The sequence below is a fragment of the Paenibacillus sp. Marseille-Q4541 genome (assembly GCF_018310695.1).
Lineage (GTDB): Bacteria > Bacillota > Bacilli > Paenibacillales > Paenibacillaceae > Paenibacillus.
On sequence record NZ_JAGXCY010000011.1, the window covers coordinates 23,569 to 40,421 of the forward strand.

Annotated in this window: 15 protein-coding genes; 10 read left to right on the plus strand and 5 right to left on the minus strand. The window is 41.3% G+C overall.

What is annotated here, in order from left to right:
* The first annotated feature begins 399 nt into the window (after positions 1-399).
* The gene (locus tag KFT32_RS13425) at positions 400-1,188 is read left to right on the plus strand and encodes a sulfite exporter TauE/SafE family protein (protein ID WP_249435874.1); all 789 of its coding nucleotides are present in this window, start codon (positions 400-402) and stop codon (positions 1,186-1,188) included.
* A gap of 104 nt (positions 1,189-1,292) precedes the next feature.
* Here KFT32_RS13425 and KFT32_RS13430 read toward each other — a convergent pair whose 3' ends face one another.
* From KFT32_RS13430 to KFT32_RS13440, 3 genes are read right to left on the minus strand one after another with little or no spacing between them, the layout of a single operon-like run.
* The gene (locus KFT32_RS13430; protein ID WP_211747733.1) at positions 1,293-3,140 is read right to left on the minus strand and encodes a CotH kinase family protein; all 1,848 of its coding nucleotides are present in this window, start codon (positions 3,138-3,140) and stop codon (positions 1,293-1,295) included.
* Between the two features lie 19 nt (positions 3,141-3,159).
* On the minus strand, positions 3,160-3,888 hold the full coding sequence (locus KFT32_RS13435) for a DUF4956 domain-containing protein (RefSeq protein ID WP_211747734.1): 729 nt from the start codon (positions 3,886-3,888) through the stop codon (positions 3,160-3,162).
* 2 nt (positions 3,889-3,890) lie between these two features.
* Positions 3,891-4,604: a polyphosphate polymerase domain-containing protein gene (locus tag KFT32_RS13440; RefSeq protein WP_211747811.1), complete on the minus strand. Its 714-nt coding sequence runs from the start codon at positions 4,602-4,604 to the stop codon at positions 3,891-3,893.
* A 333-nt stretch (positions 4,605-4,937) separates the two neighbouring features.
* Here KFT32_RS13440 and KFT32_RS13445 point away from each other — a divergent pair, with 333 nt between their 5' ends.
* Together KFT32_RS13445 and abnB are read left to right on the plus strand one after the other, a co-directional pair.
* Positions 4,938-6,176 carry a purple acid phosphatase family protein gene (locus tag KFT32_RS13445; RefSeq protein WP_211747735.1) on the plus strand — a complete coding sequence of 413 codons (1,239 nt, stop codon included), beginning with the start codon at positions 4,938-4,940 and terminating at the stop codon, positions 6,174-6,176.
* A 334-nt stretch (positions 6,177-6,510) separates the two neighbouring features.
* Positions 6,511-8,892 carry an arabinan endo-1,5-alpha-L-arabinosidase AbnB gene (abnB, locus tag KFT32_RS13450; protein WP_249435875.1) on the plus strand — a complete coding sequence of 794 codons (2,382 nt, stop codon included), beginning with the start codon at positions 6,511-6,513 and terminating at the stop codon, positions 8,890-8,892.
* An 88-nt stretch (positions 8,893-8,980) separates the two neighbouring features.
* Here abnB and KFT32_RS13455 read toward each other — a convergent pair whose 3' ends face one another.
* Positions 8,981-9,457, minus strand: a complete 477-nt coding sequence (locus tag KFT32_RS13455) for a hypothetical protein (protein WP_349304908.1) — start codon at positions 9,455-9,457, stop codon at positions 8,981-8,983.
* Positions 9,458-9,554: 97 nt separating this feature from the next.
* Positions 9,555-10,337, minus strand: a complete 783-nt coding sequence (locus KFT32_RS13460) for a DUF4184 family protein (protein WP_211747737.1) — start codon at positions 10,335-10,337, stop codon at positions 9,555-9,557.
* Between the two features lie 101 nt (positions 10,338-10,438).
* Here KFT32_RS13460 and KFT32_RS13465 point away from each other — a divergent pair, with 101 nt between their 5' ends.
* From KFT32_RS13465 to KFT32_RS13495, 7 genes are all read left to right on the plus strand, one after another.
* Positions 10,439-11,803 (plus strand): DUF4179 domain-containing protein, encoded by a 1,365-nt coding sequence (locus KFT32_RS13465; protein ID WP_211747738.1) that lies wholly within the window; start codon positions 10,439-10,441, stop codon positions 11,801-11,803.
* A gap of 35 nt (positions 11,804-11,838) precedes the next feature.
* Positions 11,839-12,228 carry a hypothetical protein gene (locus KFT32_RS13470; RefSeq protein ID WP_211747739.1) on the plus strand — a complete coding sequence of 130 codons (390 nt, stop codon included), beginning with the start codon at positions 11,839-11,841 and terminating at the stop codon, positions 12,226-12,228.
* Positions 12,229-12,494: 266 nt separating this feature from the next.
* On the plus strand, positions 12,495-13,214 hold the full coding sequence (locus KFT32_RS13475; RefSeq protein WP_211747740.1) for a YebC/PmpR family DNA-binding transcriptional regulator: 720 nt from the start codon (positions 12,495-12,497) through the stop codon (positions 13,212-13,214).
* A gap of 131 nt (positions 13,215-13,345) precedes the next feature.
* Positions 13,346-13,894 (plus strand): cysteine hydrolase family protein, encoded by a 549-nt coding sequence (locus KFT32_RS13480; protein ID WP_211747741.1) that lies wholly within the window; start codon positions 13,346-13,348, stop codon positions 13,892-13,894.
* Between the two features lie 35 nt (positions 13,895-13,929).
* Positions 13,930-14,691, plus strand: a complete 762-nt coding sequence (locus tag KFT32_RS13485; RefSeq protein ID WP_211747742.1) for an exodeoxyribonuclease III — start codon at positions 13,930-13,932, stop codon at positions 14,689-14,691.
* 200 nt (positions 14,692-14,891) lie between these two features.
* The gene (locus KFT32_RS13490) at positions 14,892-16,067 is read left to right on the plus strand and encodes a hypothetical protein (protein ID WP_211747743.1); all 1,176 of its coding nucleotides are present in this window, start codon (positions 14,892-14,894) and stop codon (positions 16,065-16,067) included.
* Between the two features lie 85 nt (positions 16,068-16,152).
* Positions 16,153-16,782, plus strand: coding sequence for an SGNH/GDSL hydrolase family protein (locus KFT32_RS13495; protein ID WP_211747744.1), 630 nt, complete (start codon positions 16,153-16,155; stop codon positions 16,780-16,782).
* Positions 16,783-16,853: the final 71 nt, after the last annotated feature.

A 16,853-nucleotide genomic window follows, 5' to 3' on the forward strand; every position in this document is an offset into this window, starting at 1 on the left:
AAGATCTATGTCATAATGGAGAATGGAACAGCTAAAGTGTGGGCAAAAGCAATTATTAATTTAACATTGTCTTTGAACTAGTGTTTAGTTTCTGGAGGGTTCAATGAAGGCTCTTCATACGTAATACGTATTCCAAGAGCGGGATAGGATTCTTCTCTATATACACAGACAGTGCAGGATTTGGTCACATAAAGTGCAGTGAATTTGCTGGATAAAGGATGCTTGCACTTAGGGCAATGCTGGCGAAAGAGTCGGCTCAAACCGGTTATCATCATAATCACCTTTATTCCAATTTATTTAGTTGGGATTATTATATCTTGCCTTGTTAGGTTTGTATAGTAGTCTGACAACCAGTAATGATCATTTTTATGTTTTATGTGCGAGAGGAGGGAACATCTTATGTTTGTGCTACTTATGATCCTGCTCGGATTCATTGGTTCGTTTTTCTCAGGTTTGCTTGGAATTGGCGGTGCTATTATCAATTATCCGCTACTCTTATTTATTCCACCCTTGATGGGCCTAGATGGATTTACCGCACATGAAGTTGCAAGCATCAGTATATTTCAGGTGTTTTTTTCATCATTGTCCGGGATCGTTGGGTATGGGATGCAGTCACGAAAATCAAAGAAGGGGCTTATACACCTCCCTTTAGCCGCATGGATGGGAACCAGTATTCTAATTGGAAGTCTAGTCGGGGGGATATGGTCTTCCCAATTTGAAGAACAAACGATCAATATTATTTATGGTCTACTTGCTGTGCTAGCAGTAGTTTTGATGTTGCTCCCCGTGAAAGGCAGAGATGAGAAAAGGGATATACAGGAAGTTGAATTCAATCGGTTTCTGGCTAGTAGCTCAGCCTTTGCTACTGGAATTGTTTCCGGCATTGTAGGTGCTGGAGGTGGATTTATTCTGATTCCTATTATGTTAAAATTACTTCGAATTCCAGTTCGAATCACAATTGCAACCTCTTTGACCATCGTATTCATCTCTGCGATCGGCGGAGTGATTGGCAAAATAAATGGGGGAGATATACCGCTGATTCCCATTATTTTGGCAGTTATTGGAAGTGTAGCAGGTTCTCCTGTCGGTTCCTTGGTTAGTTCCAAGATGAACGTAAAGTATTTACGATATGCCCTGGTGTTACTGATTACGTTAACAGCAATCAAAATATGGTCATCGATCATATGATCCTTGAGATTTGCCTGAGCCCAAAAAGACTGCCCACCAGTTGGAGGACAGTCTTTTTAGGTTGTTGTCATTTCATTTTCACCATATTACTTCACGTTTTACCTCTAAAGACGTTTACGTTTGTAGAAAGTAATGAATAAACAAGCTAGTAAGAGAATGATTAGGGCTACGGCCGCCGTAATTACATCTTGCGTAGTCCCTTGCTGCCTATTTTGCTGCTCTCCGCCAGGGAATCCACCACCTCCCATCATCCCACCTTCAGGACGTTCCATTTGGCCGCCGCCAAAACCATTTGGTGGTTCTCCCATTCCGCCACCTTGTCCGGCCTGATTGTCTCCTTGATCGGCACCTGGAACAGCTTCTGTATTATTGTTTTGATTACCGTTTGTATCCGTCTGATCTGGTGGAGCTTCTCCAGTAGGCGGCTGAACCGCGTTATTTGACTGCTCACCAGTAGTTGCATTTCCGCTTTCAGGCGTGGTGGTATTCTGAGGAGGAACAGCCGCTTCTCCCGTTTCATTTGGAGCAACCTTATTGTTAGCATTGCTCGTTGCTGTCGCATTTCCCGTTGCATTAGCATTACCAGGTACCGCTTGGTTCTGCTCCTGCGCATTCCCATTCGGAGCTGCACCGTTTGCTTCACCACCGCGTCCCATGCCACCACCACCCATGCCGCCTCCGCTGCCGGAACCATCACCGGATGAAGGAATGGTACCGTCAAGTTGCTGGGATATATTTGTAACTTGCGACGTATTTGTCGCGATCAGACTAGTGATACCTTTTTCGAATTCATCGTACGTGTAAAAAGCGTTCGGATCTGCTTTTACATGTTCTGCAATCATCGTTTTGAGTTCTGCAACTCTTGCTGTAAACGTATCAGTGGCAAGATATCCGTTGACCGCCTCAGAAATAATCTGATGATAAAGCTCTTTGTATTCGTCAACAGCAAGCAGTTTTGCAATCAGTGGACGTTCTGCAACCGCTCCTTGAGTTGGTTCATCAATGAGCAGATTTGATCTGCCTAAACCGCCAAAGGCCATATTATAATCCCAAGGCAATACAGAGAAGACACCATCTTCTTCATATAAATAGTAGTTTTGTTTATTAGAACCGAGATAACTGTCCGTGTTATTGGTCACGACGTTCAGAGCGATGTATTTTAAGGCATTTTCTACATCGATATATTTTTCGTAATCCGTCCCGTTATTCAGTTCATTTAACATAGCAATGAGTGCTTCACTGTCTGTTTTTTCAGACTTCACTTCAAGTCCGGTATAAAGATCAGCATCATCGCCAAGCCAGGTCAAATCACTACCTTGCCCAGTCATTACCCCTTTATAGAGAGAGCCGTAGGAGCTATCGAAATTCCGCTCCAGATAGGACTCATCAATCTGTTCAATGGCCAGGTAAAATCCCCAAAGCTCATCATTCACATATACATTTACATAAGAGAATTCAGGAGTCGGAAGACCCATTTGTTCTGCTAGTTCGTAGGTTAGGAACTCTCTCATACTTGTCGGGTCACTGTAGTTATTGTTCAGGTTAATTTTACTGATCCCTTCAAGCTTTTGGTTCACATATTCATCAAACGATAGTTTGAAGCTGTAGCGATCCGAGTCTTCCATCTGAACAACACTGCGAAGGCTCAAATTGCCTTTGGTACGAATACCAACGTTATCAAGTTTGATCCCATTATATTCCACACTTGCAGACTTGTACTCTTCTGCACTAGCATTATCTAACATGTCTTGAAACTCATCTTCATCAATCGTAATTTTGACATCTACAACTTTGTCTTTTGGAAATACCGTTTCTTCTATTTTCTGTTGTTCTTCGGAAACAGCGGTATCCGCAGTTTCCGAAGAAGTGGACGAGCTGCCAATTTGACAGCCGGCCAGAATCAGACAGATGGAGCAGAAGCATAGAAGAAGAGTTGAAAATTTGGTCTTCATCTAGAGCACCACCTTATCTTTATGATACATAATCACCGCTATAGCTGATGAGCACGGCATTTCTGACACCGCGGGTTTCGGTAATTTTGTTTACAAAGCTGCCTTCGCTATCTTTCAGGCGGACTTCGACGGTTACTTCAATGTTGCCAGCCGTTACTGTCTTTTGTTTTACGTTGTAACGTTTCACGACATTGTTCAGCTGTTCAAGAATTTGTTTCTCACTAGCATCGTCTTCACAGTTCACGACAAGAAGATAAGGGGTATCCAGTGTTGTACGTTTAATAAAGAAGAACAGAACGAGACCAATAATAGCAGAACCTAACGCAGCGAGTGTGAAGAAACCTGCGCCAGATACAATCCCTGCTGCTGCAGCCCAGAACAAGAAAATGAGGTCTGTTGGATCTTTAATCGGTGTTCTGAAACGAACAATGGACAGAGCACCAACCATACCGAGAGACAATACGAGGTTGGAGTTAATCGCAATGATCACCATCGCCGTTACCATCGTCATACCAATTAGGGAAACGTTAAAACTTTTAGAGTAGAGTACTCCACTGAAGACTCGTTTATATAAGACAAAGATAAAGAGACCTATCAGGAAAGCTACCGCTAGGCTGATGAGAATTTTCGAAATGCTGATATCGGATGCGAAATTCTCCATCACCGAGTTTTTAATAATATCTGTAAAATTTGTTGTATCGGAAGTAGCTTGTGTTGCTGCTGCCGTAGTAGAAGTAGTTGCTGCCATCTTTAATAATCCTCCCAAGTGTTATACTTTAGAAACTTGCGGCAAATCACATATTTCGATGCAGACTGCCGGTTTAATCCTTCGAGCTGAAGTGCTATCCTTATGTATTCTGGAATGTACTCATCGAACTTCACTTCCAGAATCATCAGGTTTTCGTCAATGGCTCTAACCGGGTCTAGATCTTTGTTGAAAATATCGAGCGCGTGAAGACCTGTTCGCAGATCTTTATCGAACGTAATTCTGACGTTGCCATGGTGACAAACGAAAGGCTCCCTTACATAATCAACAATGACTTTCGGACGAAGCATCCGGTCACGCATTTCATGATAAATTTCATACATCAGCGGTTGATCGGGAACATTCAGTACTTCAAAATCACCTGCAATAATGGATTCATACATTTTTCTTGTCAGGGATACTTTTTGTTTGGCAATAAAATCGCCCTTTTTCACTTTTTTCTCAAAATGAATGACTTTGTCTTCGACGTTGTAGATTCGAATCCGGTATTTAGCCCGATCACGAATCCCACCTAACTTTTCATGAAGAGCACGGTTGTCCATATCGTCAAAATACAGACTCCGAATGTGATACTCGCCGGTATCTCCCACATTCTCATCGTACTTCACAATGTTTTTAAGTCTTTGCCGTAAAATTGTATACTGATGCTGATTAATGAGAAACTTGAGTTCATGACGGTACTTTACCGGTTTATTCAGCTCTACATGAACGGGGGTAAGCATAAATTACACCTCTCTTTCTAAGATGGTCTCCGCTTAGCAGATCATAATGAAGATGAAACAAATCTATCAATTTATTTCGCTAATTGGATTGTTGGTTTGTTATTGGCTTGAGACACATCTTACTTGGACTCTGTGAACTGTATTTGAACTGAACCTTAAAAATAGATGAAATTTACATTCTCTTTACAAAACTAGCGAACAGATTTTATAAAATGCCGATTTGACTTCTACTTTCACTGGGGTGTATCTTATCAAACAGTTGCATGTACAACGTTAGACTAAAAGAAATAGATAGAATGGAGGAAGGAGATGAACCGCAAGGATACGATGTGGATTGTCATAGTCGCTTTCGTCATCATCGCTGTAGTGCTCGGTATGAGGTGGTTCACACAAGCGGATTCAGAAAAAAATGGTAATCCGATTATTGTGAATACGATAAGTGAAGATTCCACCACAAGCCGAGCGTTTACTTGGCAAACGGATGGGAATAAGTTACCTGCCAAACTTCAGCTTATGGAAGGGGAAGAAGCTACTTTTGAAGGGGATCAGATATTGAACTATGAAGGAACAACGTCTTCCATTGACTTGGATACAGGCTCAACCGTATGGGTTCATAAAGTTGAAGCAACGAATCTTAAGCCAGGTACGAAATATCAATATCGTGTAGGAGATGGATCCGACGAAGGATGGAGTAAAGTCCTTACTTTTGAAACTGCCCCTGTTACTAATGACTTTACATTTGTCTACACTACGGATTCGCAAGGGGAGACGCGAAGCGATTTTGAATTATGGAAGAATACAATGGATAAGGCTTTGAAGACGTTCTCGGGTGCTTCTTTTGTTGTTCATGCGGGAGATTTTGTTGAAGATGCGGGGTCAGGCGATGCTTGGAACTTTTTTATGGAAGCAAGCACTGCATGGATTAGTCGAATTCCTATCGTACCCGTGATTGGTAATAACGATGTCGTGGACGGCGAATTCGGACGGTTTGCTTCTTTTTTCAATACACCAGACAACGGTGCTTCCAAACTTTCAGGAACAGAAACCAATTACTCTTTTGAATACGGAAGTGCACATATTGCCGTACTCAATACGGAGGGCAGTATTAAGCAACAGACGGAGTGGTTAGAAGAAGATTTGGCAAATACGGATAAAGAGTGGAAAATTGTTGCGATGCACCGGCCTATATATGGAGGAAATACCTATAAGAAAATTCAGGATTGGGCAGAAGTAATCGATGAATATGAGGTTGATTTGGTCCTTCAGGGCCACAATCATGAGTATTCGAGATCCTATCCGGTACGAGACGGACAAATTACGGGCGATGGCTCAGATTCTATTCGTAATCACGAGGGGACTGTGTATGTAGTTGCTAATGCAAGTGGCCCTAAGTTTAATGAGCAAAAAGTTGATCAATTTTATCACAAGGTCCATTTCCAGAATTACAAGCAAATGTTTGCTGGAATTACGATTCAGGATCATACGCTGACGTATCAAGCATACGATCTGGATGGAAATCTTCTAGATGAGTTTCATATCCAGCATTAGTTGCTATTACAATGATTTCAATAAACGGTCTTCGGAACGGATTACAGCAAGATGCTGTGAGCAACGTTTCAGAAGAGCCGTTTTTTATTTTACGAACATATTAATGAAAAGACGCAGTTGGTTTAGCATTGAAAATAGTAAGACAGGGTCTTAAATTTGTAAGGGTTTCCAAATTTGTGTTGAAAAGTGTTTGACTTCAATGTTATTATTTAACAAACAACTAAATAGGTTTATATAAGTGTTAATTATAATTATAATTGTATTTGTATTTGTAAGCGTTTTATCCTGGGTATAGTCTTCATTATTTATGAACGTAAAAAGGAGAGGATCGCGTTTGTATCCATTATTCAAGCGAAGTAAAAAAGCGGCTATACTGACGACAACACTAACCGTTTTATGCAGTGTTGTAGGTTCTAGCGGTTCCATTTCTGTTAGCGAGGCAAAGGGTTCTAATCATGAGACAATTCCTGTTTTTCAAGAGGCTTCTGTTCATGATCCATCTGTCATTAAGGTAGATGACACGTATTACGTATTCGGCTCACACCTGGCAGCAGCGAAATCAACGGATCTCATGAGTTGGAATTTAATTGATTCCGGGGTTAGGGACGGGAACAAGTTAATTCCGAATGTTACCGAAGAGTTGAAGGAGACCCTTTCATGGGCACAGTCAGATACCCTCTGGGCAGCGGATGTCATTCAGCTGGAGGATGGGCGTTTCTATATGTACTACAATGCCTGTAAAGGAGATTCTCCAAGATCTGCGCTTGGTGTTGCAGTAGCTGATCAAATTGAAGGTCCTTATAAGGATGAAGGGATATTACTGAAATCAGGAATGTGGGGCGAAGCGGGAGAAGATGGTACCATCTATGATGCCACGAAGCATCCGAATGTCGTCGATCCTGACGTTTTTTATGATAAGAATGGAAAGCTGTGGATGGTCTATGGATCGTATTCTGGAGGTATTTTCATCTTAGAGTTGGACCCGAAAACAGGCAAAACACTCCCAGACCAAGGTTACGGCAAACGATTAATTGGCGGTAACCACAGCCGTATTGAAGGGCCTTATGTACTATATCATCCGAAAACAGATTATTATTATCTGTACTTATCATATGGTGGGCTAGACTCTTACGGCGGATACAACATGCGAGTGGCTCGATCTAAAAACCCCGATGGACCTTACCTTGATGCTGAAGGGAATGACATGACCCAGGTCAAATCAGACCCTACTCTGCCTCTTTTTGATGATCGCTCCATTGAACCTTTCGGCGTAAAGCTGATGGGGAACTATCAGTTTACAAGAGAAATTGGAGATCCGGGATCAGGTTCCGGCATTGGTTACGTATCTCCGGGTCACAACTCTGCCTACTACGATAAGAAGACAGGCAAGTCATTTCTAATTTTCCATACCCGCTTTCCTGATCGAGGAGAAGAACATGAAATACGGGTTCACGAAATGTATATGAATGCAGACGGCTGGCCTGTGGTAGCACCTTATCGTTATACCGATATCGAGCACAAGAAAAATATCAATGCAAATGACATCCAAGGAATTTATAAAATAATTAATCACGGAAAGGATATTTCCTCGACTATCAAAACTTCGGTGAATGCTGTTTTTGAGAAAAAAGGGAAGATTACAGGTGACATTAAGGGCACGTGGAGTCTTGGGAAAAACGGAGAGGCTGTTCTGAATGTAGATGGTGAAAAATATAGTGGTGTTTTCTCAAGAGAATGGGAGTCAGTCAGCGAACAAACCGTGGTCACATTTACCGTTCTTTCTGACCAAGGGGTCTCTCTCTGGGGCAGTCGTATGGAAGAGCGGAAAGATCGTGATGTAGTGACTGCGGTCAAAAATGAATTATCTCTTGGAGACACGTCTGCGGTATATCAGGATCTTAAGTTACCAGTCAAAGGAAGTGAGAACAGCACAATTAATTGGGTATCGTCCAATAAAGCGGTCATTTCTGATCAAGGGGTCGTCACAAGACCTGCAGCAAGTACTGGTGAGGCAACCGTTCGCCTTACGGCAACGATCCAAAAAGGAACAGTGAAGGAAACAAAAACATTTGATGTAAAAGTACTTGCTCAAATAACGGGGCCTGTAATAGCGAGTTATCATTTTGAAGATCTTCAGGGGACAAAAGTGAATGATGTAAGCGGAAATGGGCTGACCGGAGTACTTCAAGGAGGAGCTTCTTCACAGTCTACAGGTAAAAAAGGTGCAGCACTGCAGTTTGACGGAGGTAACGGGTATATGCAGGTTCCTAACCTCGTAACCGATGCGAATGATTTTACTTTTGCAGCTTGGGTGAAATGGAATGGGGGAGGAGACTGGCAGCGTATCTTTGATTTTGGTAATGGGCTAGGAAAGCATATGTTCCTTACTCCTTCCCAAAGTTCTGGCGTGTTACAGTTCACGATTCATAACGGAGTAGATCAAAGTTTGCTCTCACAAGCGAAATTTCCTGTTAATGAATGGACACACGTAGCGGTTACCTTAGACGGGAATACAGGGAAGCTGTACGTAAACGGTAAGCCAGTCGCAACTAACAATGAGATGACGTATGATCCGAAAGAGTTGCTTACAACGGAAGCTTACCTAGGGAAAAGCAGATTTGCAGCAGATCCTTATTTAAGTGGAAGTCTGGATGAAGTCAGCATATATAACAAAGCTTTGAGAGAGGAAGAAATTCTGGATTTGATGTCAGAGTAAAATAATTGGGTAGTTAAACAGCCGTAAGACGGGAGGATTGTTTCTAAAGGTATATCCGTCTTACGGCTATTTACGTTACATTATGATATCAATCATAGAAAGAAACGGTCGCAGATCCTCCAAATGCTTTATATACATAAAATTCAGCTTTCTTGTTGTCACCATCAACGAATCCGCCAATGCTGCGGAAGGCTCCGCAATCACCAGCAGTTAAATATACATAGCCAACCCGATCATCTGCGTTGCTAGGATCATATTCATACAAATTATAATAGCCTGATGGTCCAGAATTAAGGCAAACCAAGAAGTCCCCTCCGCTGGAATTAGCAATTGCACTGGAAGTAGTGAAGGTGGACGATCCCAAGTAATCCCATTCCCCCGCTCCCAAAGGTGAAACCACACCGTTCGTAGCCACACCCGGAGTTGCTACATTTTCACTCGTCACGTCTTCATTAGGCACACTTTCACTTGCTAGTGCAGTTGAGAATGGAATGCTGAGTGCCATCGTTAAGGCAAGAGCAAAGGTTAATCCTTTTTTCTTTTTTACTTCAAACCATTTGTTCACTTTTACATACCTCCAATGTTCTAGTGATAAGACATTGAAAAATTTACCATAAATTCCTATTAAGTGATATGTGACTATTTTCCTTTTTTTGTATGAGTTATTGCCTATTCGAGGTAGAAAAACGTGAACATAACTGAAAGGTTACAGATACAAATAATACGCTGAGGATTCCTGAATCAATTACTCGAACGACGAATACTCCATATTCCGATAGGGTAATCGGTTCAATCACCATCCAGAGGAACAGGATCAAAATCATGAGAAGAATGAGGGATATCCAGTACTTCCATTTTCCAGAGCGTAGGTTTATCCCATCTATAGAGAGTGAATTACCACTTCGTTTTTTCCATAGGAGGGTCAAGAAACAGATGAATATAATAAATAATCCAAGCAAAGTGCTGCCATGTTGCAATAATTTATATACAGGAATGTCGAAAGTGGATATGGATATTGTTTCTTGCAAAATCCCCCATCTTACTGCCATGAAACCTCCCTTGTGCGTAAAGGAATCCCATACTACATGCGTTATCATTCCAAGGAGCGCAGAATAAAGAAAGACAATAACCGATATCCAGGTCTGTCTAGTTCCGTTATTTGATTTTACTGACTCGGTGAAAACCGGCTGCACAAGATGGGGAAGATTTTGGAAAAACGGATCAAAAATAATATAACGATATACGATATAAATGAGGGCTACCAGCGGGAGGTTGTAAATGAAAAAACCAAGTAAGGAATGACCGATCTCCCCGGCAGGTCTACCTCTCAGAAAATACTCGAAATCTGGAGCCATACTACCTAGTACGAGTGCAGTGAAGTGGAAATAGGTATTCGTTTTGATAAATGGCAGCACGGCTGCGGGATGAGCAAAGGTGAGTGGCATGGATGTTCCTCTTTCTTTTTTAGTTTAGCAAACCAAAGCATGCTACAAGGTGTTAACTATATATCTTCATTACTTTTACTATGAAATGGTGGGAAGCCCACATGAAAGACGATATAGAAGATCAAAATGTAGCCAAAGTGATGAAAAAAAATTCGGATGAATCCCCGAAAAGTCAACGTACGAATACAAAAACACCACATCGTAACACAAAATCACCTCAACCGAAATGGAGTAAGCGAGTATTATATATTATTGGATCGACGGCCGTGTTACTTTTCGCTTTGCTCATATTGGAAAGGAACGGAGTATCCGAAGAAAGCATGTTACAGACTACATTGTCAGGGAAAGTAAGCTACATCGATTTTATTCGCAGAGATCCCACGCTGTATAATGCGGTGAAGCATGATTTATTGCAGGATGTGAACATCACAGATACCAACGTAGATTATTCACTAACGGTAGATGGACTCATTGCCGATGAAAAAAAAGCTGTTATTTTATATACATTAAAAATACCTAATCAAGAAAGTAGAAAAGATTCTTTACTTGAAGTGGAAATACTTGATGGGAATGGAGTTGCATTAAGCAGTTACGGATGGCTGCCAGTAAGAACAAATGAAAAGGAAAGTAAAGAAAAAATGTTGACAAACGCGAGTATACATACAGTTGAAGCAGGTGTAGAGGGAATCATCCCAGATACATTAATCTTAAACATCAAAATAGATGATAAACAGCTTCATGTGACCATCCAAAACGATCAAAATCGATATGCTCATATGAAAAAAACGGTCCAACCTGAACAAACCTTTTCTATTGGTGATCAAAAATTGACGGTCCATGAAGTTGTCATTACTCCCCTTACGGCTTATGTAAAATTAACAGCTGATCCGCTGAATACAAGAAAGATCAACGGTATGATTTCCTTATCCCTGATGAATAAGGAAAGGAGATTTTATCCAGAGCAAGGTGGATACGGAGATGTATCTTTAACGGATGGATATACTGCCCGATTTTTTAGCACCTATTTTGATGATTCTTCGCCAGTGTATCTGGTGTCAGAGGGGGCCTATATCTCAGATAAGGATACAAAATTAGTTGTGAATACAGATACGAAAGAAACTTTGGAGACACCAAGTGATAATATTACCCTGTCTGAGGTCCTAGTTAAGGATGATCAGATAGAAATCGGTATTCTCACAAAAGAGATTGACCTTCCTGTTCCTAATCAATCTAGGAGTTTTATGTTACTAGATAGCAGGTATACTTTTACAGATTCAGAGGATAACGAATATAAAATACTTAATGACTTTGGAACAGGATGGAATCATTTAGAAGGAAGCAAGGCAGAACAAATGTCATATTATTCGATTCCTAAAGAAAACTATAAACAGCCGCTGACTTTTGCCATCAATGAGTATCCCGGTTATGTGAAAGAAAAAGTCAAAATTCTATTGGATTCGAAATAATCGCTTCTTGGATAGCAGAGAGGAGAATGGAATGAGTGGATCTTCATGAAATGGCTGCTAGAGCAAGACAGAAGAAGCTTTCTTGGTACGAATGGATGCAGATAAACATAAATTATACGGCATTGCATTTTAAGGAGACGGATTCTCTGACTTTAGAGGCTAAAGGATTCTTTATGAGCAAGCCAGAGCAGGTATTTACGTTTAATACGGAGACGGTGGAGACCATACAGACTCTTGACTCACACATTGTCTTAGATAAGGTGGAGGAAAGAGAAGACCAAATTCAGATTAGCATAAGTACAAAAGGACTTTATGTGAATACAAAATATCCTTATTTTAACCCTTATGTTCAAATATTTAATGAAGATAACATGCTCACAGATGCTACAGGTAAAGAATACCCAATGGCTGACGCTAGTTTGTAACTTTCGGGGACCCCTAATTCTGAGAGCCAGGAATGACTTTTTCTATCCCCAAAGGAAAGTACGAGAAGCCCTTGTCATTTAAGGTGTCTGAGTACCCTGGTTATGTGAAAAAAGATCTTCAAATCAAGATCAAGTAGGCCTTGTTCTTATGTGTTTATTCATATATCTTTCGCAATAAAAGTGATCTGTTAACTTTTCAACTCATTCCATAAAAGCTATAATAGAAAGGATTAAGCCTGATTCTATGTGAAAGAGAGCGATATATTATGGGTCGTAAGTGGAATAACATCAAAGAGAAAAAGGCAAACAAGGACGCGAGTACTAGCCGGGTCTATGCCAAATTTGGACGTGAAATATATGTAGTAGCTCGTCAGGGAGAACCTGATCCAGAGTCTAACCGTGCACTGAAAGTAGTACTTGAGCGTGCCAAAACTTATAACGTACCGAAAGCAATCATCGACCGCGCACTGGAAAAAGCAAAAGGCGGTTCCGAAGAAAACTTTGACGAGCTTCGTTATGAAGGTTTTGGGCCTAACGGTTCCATGGTTATTGTGGATGCCCTCACGAACAATGTGAATCGGACAGCTTCCGAAGTGCGTTCCACATTCAGTAAAAATGGCGGAAACCTCGGCGTGAGTGGTTCCGTTAATTACATGTTTGATTCCACAGCTGTTATCGGTGTAGAAGGAAAAACAGCGGAAGAAGTTCTTGAACTTCTGATGGAAGCAGAACTTGATGTACGTGATATTGTGGAAGAAGACGATGCAGTGATCGTATACGCAGAGCCGGATCAATTCCATGTCGTACAAGATGCTTTCAAAAATGCAGGTGTTACTGAATTTACCGTTGCCGAGCTTACGATGCTTCCGCAAACCTTTGTTTCATTAGAAGGTGACGCACTTGCTCAGTTTGAGAAACTGATTGATGTGCTTGAAGATCTAGAAGATGTGCAGCAGGTGTATCACAACGTTGAGTTTGAAGAGTAGTCGTTTCTAAGAAATGCCTGAGAGAGCATAGACTGTTCACATAAAAGAACCTCCATATCGCCTTAATACGCGACAGGGGGTTCTTTTTGTAAAAGTAGTTCAATACGTTCGTAAATGGGAGAGTGAGAATAATGAAAAAGGGAAACCAGGCACTCATTATTATTGATTTGCAAGAAATATTTTTCCGGCATGAAGAATATCATTTGCATCAGCATGTGTCGCTCGTATCTCATGTAAATGAACTTATTGGTTACGCAAGACAGCAGAAGGTCCCTGTCATTTTTGTTCAACATACCGACCTTAAAGAAGAGAATGAACTATTTAAAGGGAAAGAAGACTGGAAGCTTTATAGCGGACTCGATAGAATAGAAGAAGATCCGGTATTCCAGAAAACCAAATGGGATGCTTTTTACAAAACGGATTTGTTGTCCTACTTGCAAGAAAAAGGAATAGAGCAATTGATTTTTGCTGGGGCGCAGACTGAATTTTGCCTGGATACAACGATTCGAATGGCCTATAGCCTCGGATATCAAAACAATATTGCATTTAGAGATGCGCATAGTACGTTAAGCAGTTCTATTATGGATGCAGAAATGATCATCAAGCACCATGAAAATGTATGGAACAACCGCTTTGTAACCCTGCACTCCATGAAGGACGCAGCACAAATATTTTGCTAGAATAGTAGGGAAGTACACACATCAAGGAGAGCGTTATGAAACTGGTATCATGGAACGTAAACGGGCTTAGAGCCTGTGTCAAAAAAGGATTTATGGATTATTTTCATGAAATGGATGCAGACATTTTCTGTCTTCAAGAGACCAAACTTCAAGAAGGACAGATTGAACTGGAGCTTGGGGATGGGTATCAGGATTACTGGAGTTATGCGGAGAAAAAGGGGTACTCCGGAACTGCAGTATTCACTCGAATTCCTCCGCTTTCAGTCCAATATGGCATGAGCGAAGAAGATCCGGACGCAGAAGGTAGAATGATTACGTTAGAGTTTGAACATTTTTATCTGGTTAACGTGTATACACCGAATGCTCGAAGAGATCTTTCGAGACTGGACCTGCGGCTGGAGTGGGAAGAACAATTCCGCGCATATATTGTGGAACTCGATCAGAAGAAGCCTGTTATCGTCTGCGGGGACATGAATGTAGCTCATCAAGAGATCGATTTGAAGAATGCGAAAAGCAATCGGGGAAACTCCGGTTTTACAGAAGAGGAACGGGAGAAAATGTCGATGTTACTAGGTTCGGGGTTTGTTGATACTTTCCGTTATTTCTATCCTGATAAGACGGACGTATATACCTGGTGGTCTTATATGGCCAAAGTAAGAGAACGGAATATTGGCTGGCGTATCGATTATTTCTTGGCGTCAGAGAGACTGACTCCACTGCTGAGTGATGCATCGGCAGATTGTCATGTTCTTGGAAGTGACCACTGCCCGGTATTGCTTGAACTAGATATAAAATAAACAAAAGGAATCGCCTTTTAGGCGGTTCCTTTTTGCTTTTCAAATGAAGTTTACCTGTATTCTGTTGGCTTCAGTTAGTCCCTTAAGACTGGTTCGTCAGACTGCATCCCTCAGCAATAGATACGACTTTTACCACTTGTACCCACCTCAGATGAGATGCATAATGTTACTGATTTCAAATATAGTCAGGAGATGAAGTGATGTTTTTTAAGACGCAGAAACGTTCAAAAACTACAGTAATTGTACGGAATTTCGTGATGACAACGGCTATTTGTATGCTGCTGTTTCCGACAAGTTATGAAGTTACTGCAGAAGCTGCCGAGCAAAAACCGCCTGAAATGCTCTCTTATAATCAAGTGGATGTCCCAGGAGGAAGTATATTTGAACATAGGAATGACAGCATGTCCTTTACCGGGATACAGGGAGATGAGATCGTCACCAAAACCATTGGTGCATATGGACATATTAGACTTGAAAGTAACTTTTCAGCGCCCCTAGAATATGTATCAGACGTTCTTCAATCGGCAGATCAAGGATATTTACTGGCTGGAGGAAATGAAATATATAAAGTTACAAAAAATGGTGAGATAGAATGGACCTACGCAATGGACGAAGAAGAGGTGTATATCCGTTCTATCGATCAGTTATTGGATGGGAGTTTCGTAGGAGTAGCAAGTGCCCATAACAATCAAACGAATACGAACCAAATTTCTATCATTCAATTATCCTCTACTGGAGAAGTGACTCGAAGAATAGAGGTGCAGGATGAATCATTCAATGACATTCAATCCATTCAGCCTACTTCAGATGGAGGGTTTGTCTTGTCCGGAGAAGTATATCGCTCAGGACAAACTGAAGAAAACATCTATCTGGCTAAATACGATCACACAGGTAGCGTAGTATGGAAACAATACCTCACTCCGGCAGACGATTCTCAGAATATCAAGGTTCTGTCTACTACAGAGGGAATTGACGGACAAATCGTAGCCTCTGGATATTATAATCATCCGAACTCGGATGGAGGTTACCGTTATTTAACTACGGGTTTTGTGTTAGCTGTTGATGCAGAAGGGGCGAAGCAATGGATAAAAACCCCGGACCCCGCTTTGGATAGAAGTATGTTAAATGATATTCAGCATACTCCAGATGGTGGTTATATTGCTACAGGTAAAGTAAATGAAGATTGGCACGGTACTGTAGCTACCCAGTGGGTCTGGAAATTAGATTCTCATGGGAATACAAAATGGACGAAATCTATTCATCGGGCCAATTACGATGCAGGGGTAAAGGTGCAACCTCTGAGCAACGGACAAAGCTTACTTATCGGGACCGCTGATGGATTAACTACTCTAATTAAAATAGACGCGGATAAGTAATTGTTATACTGAAATTAGTATTTTCAATTCCTATTGTTGGCGTTATCATAATGAATGTGAATTGATGTGATAAGGGGGTTAACCTATGACGATTCCATTCGAACATGGGGACACGGTTTTATTCATTGGAGACAGTATTACGGATTGCGGTAGAGATTACGGGAACAAATGGAGTCTCGGCGGAGGTTATGCCTTACTGACGGCTGCCGAAATTGGAAGGCGGTACCCTCAGCAAGAAGTTAAGGTGTTGAATAGAGGCATCAATGGGCACCGCGTGACGGATCTTGCGCAAAGATGGCAGCAAGATTGTATTGCTCATCAGCCAGATTGGTTGTCCATCTATATCGGTATTAATGACACTTGGCGTCATTATGATTCAGGTCAGTATACTTCGCCGGAAGATTTTTATCGTACATACCGTGATTTGCTTGTTCAAACCAAGGAACAAACCAAAGCCAAAATTGTTCTAATCGAACCTTTTGTTCTCCCCGTTCCAGAAGACCGGAAAAAATGGAGAGAAGACCTTGACCCGAAAATCCAAGTCATCCGTGAACTTGCTCGAGAATTTAAAACAAGGTATGTTCCATTAGACGGATTATTTGCTGCGAATAGTACCCAGGTTGATCCTGCTTATTGGGCAGAAGACGGAGTACATCCGACACCTGCAGGACATGCACTTATCAGTAAAGCATGGTTGGAAGCGGTTCATGCGTAAATAAACATGAGCGCGATTATCTTGACCATAAAAAAGAACTACCTACCTGCATGATCCAATAAGGATGCAAG

Bases quoted from the DNA above. Each gene is read 5' to 3' on its own strand.
- KFT32_RS13495 (WP_211747744.1), top strand. From the start codon at position 16,153: ATGACGATTCCATTCGAACATGGGGACACGGTTTTATTCATTGGAGAC.
- KFT32_RS13430 (WP_211747733.1), bottom strand. From the start codon at position 3,140: ATGAAGACCAAATTTTCAACTCTTCTTCTATGCTTCTGCTCCATCTGT.
- KFT32_RS13485 (WP_211747742.1), top strand. From the start codon at position 13,930: ATGAAACTGGTATCATGGAACGTAAACGGGCTTAGAGCCTGTGTCAAA.
- KFT32_RS13460 (WP_211747737.1), bottom strand. From the start codon at position 10,337: ATGCCACTCACCTTTGCTCATCCCGCAGCCGTGCTGCCATTTATCAAA.
- KFT32_RS13445 (WP_211747735.1), top strand. From the start codon at position 4,938: ATGAACCGCAAGGATACGATGTGGATTGTCATAGTCGCTTTCGTCATC.
- KFT32_RS13475 (WP_211747740.1), top strand. From the start codon at position 12,495: ATGGGTCGTAAGTGGAATAACATCAAAGAGAAAAAGGCAAACAAGGAC.
- KFT32_RS13425 (WP_249435874.1), top strand. From the start codon at position 400: ATGTTTGTGCTACTTATGATCCTGCTCGGATTCATTGGTTCGTTTTTC.
- KFT32_RS13435 (WP_211747734.1), bottom strand. From the start codon at position 3,888: ATGGCAGCAACTACTTCTACTACGGCAGCAGCAACACAAGCTACTTCC.
- KFT32_RS13490 (WP_211747743.1), top strand. From the start codon at position 14,892: ATGTTTTTTAAGACGCAGAAACGTTCAAAAACTACAGTAATTGTACGG.
- KFT32_RS13480 (WP_211747741.1), top strand. From the start codon at position 13,346: ATGAAAAAGGGAAACCAGGCACTCATTATTATTGATTTGCAAGAAATA.
- KFT32_RS13465 (WP_211747738.1), top strand. From the start codon at position 10,439: ATGAAAGACGATATAGAAGATCAAAATGTAGCCAAAGTGATGAAAAAA.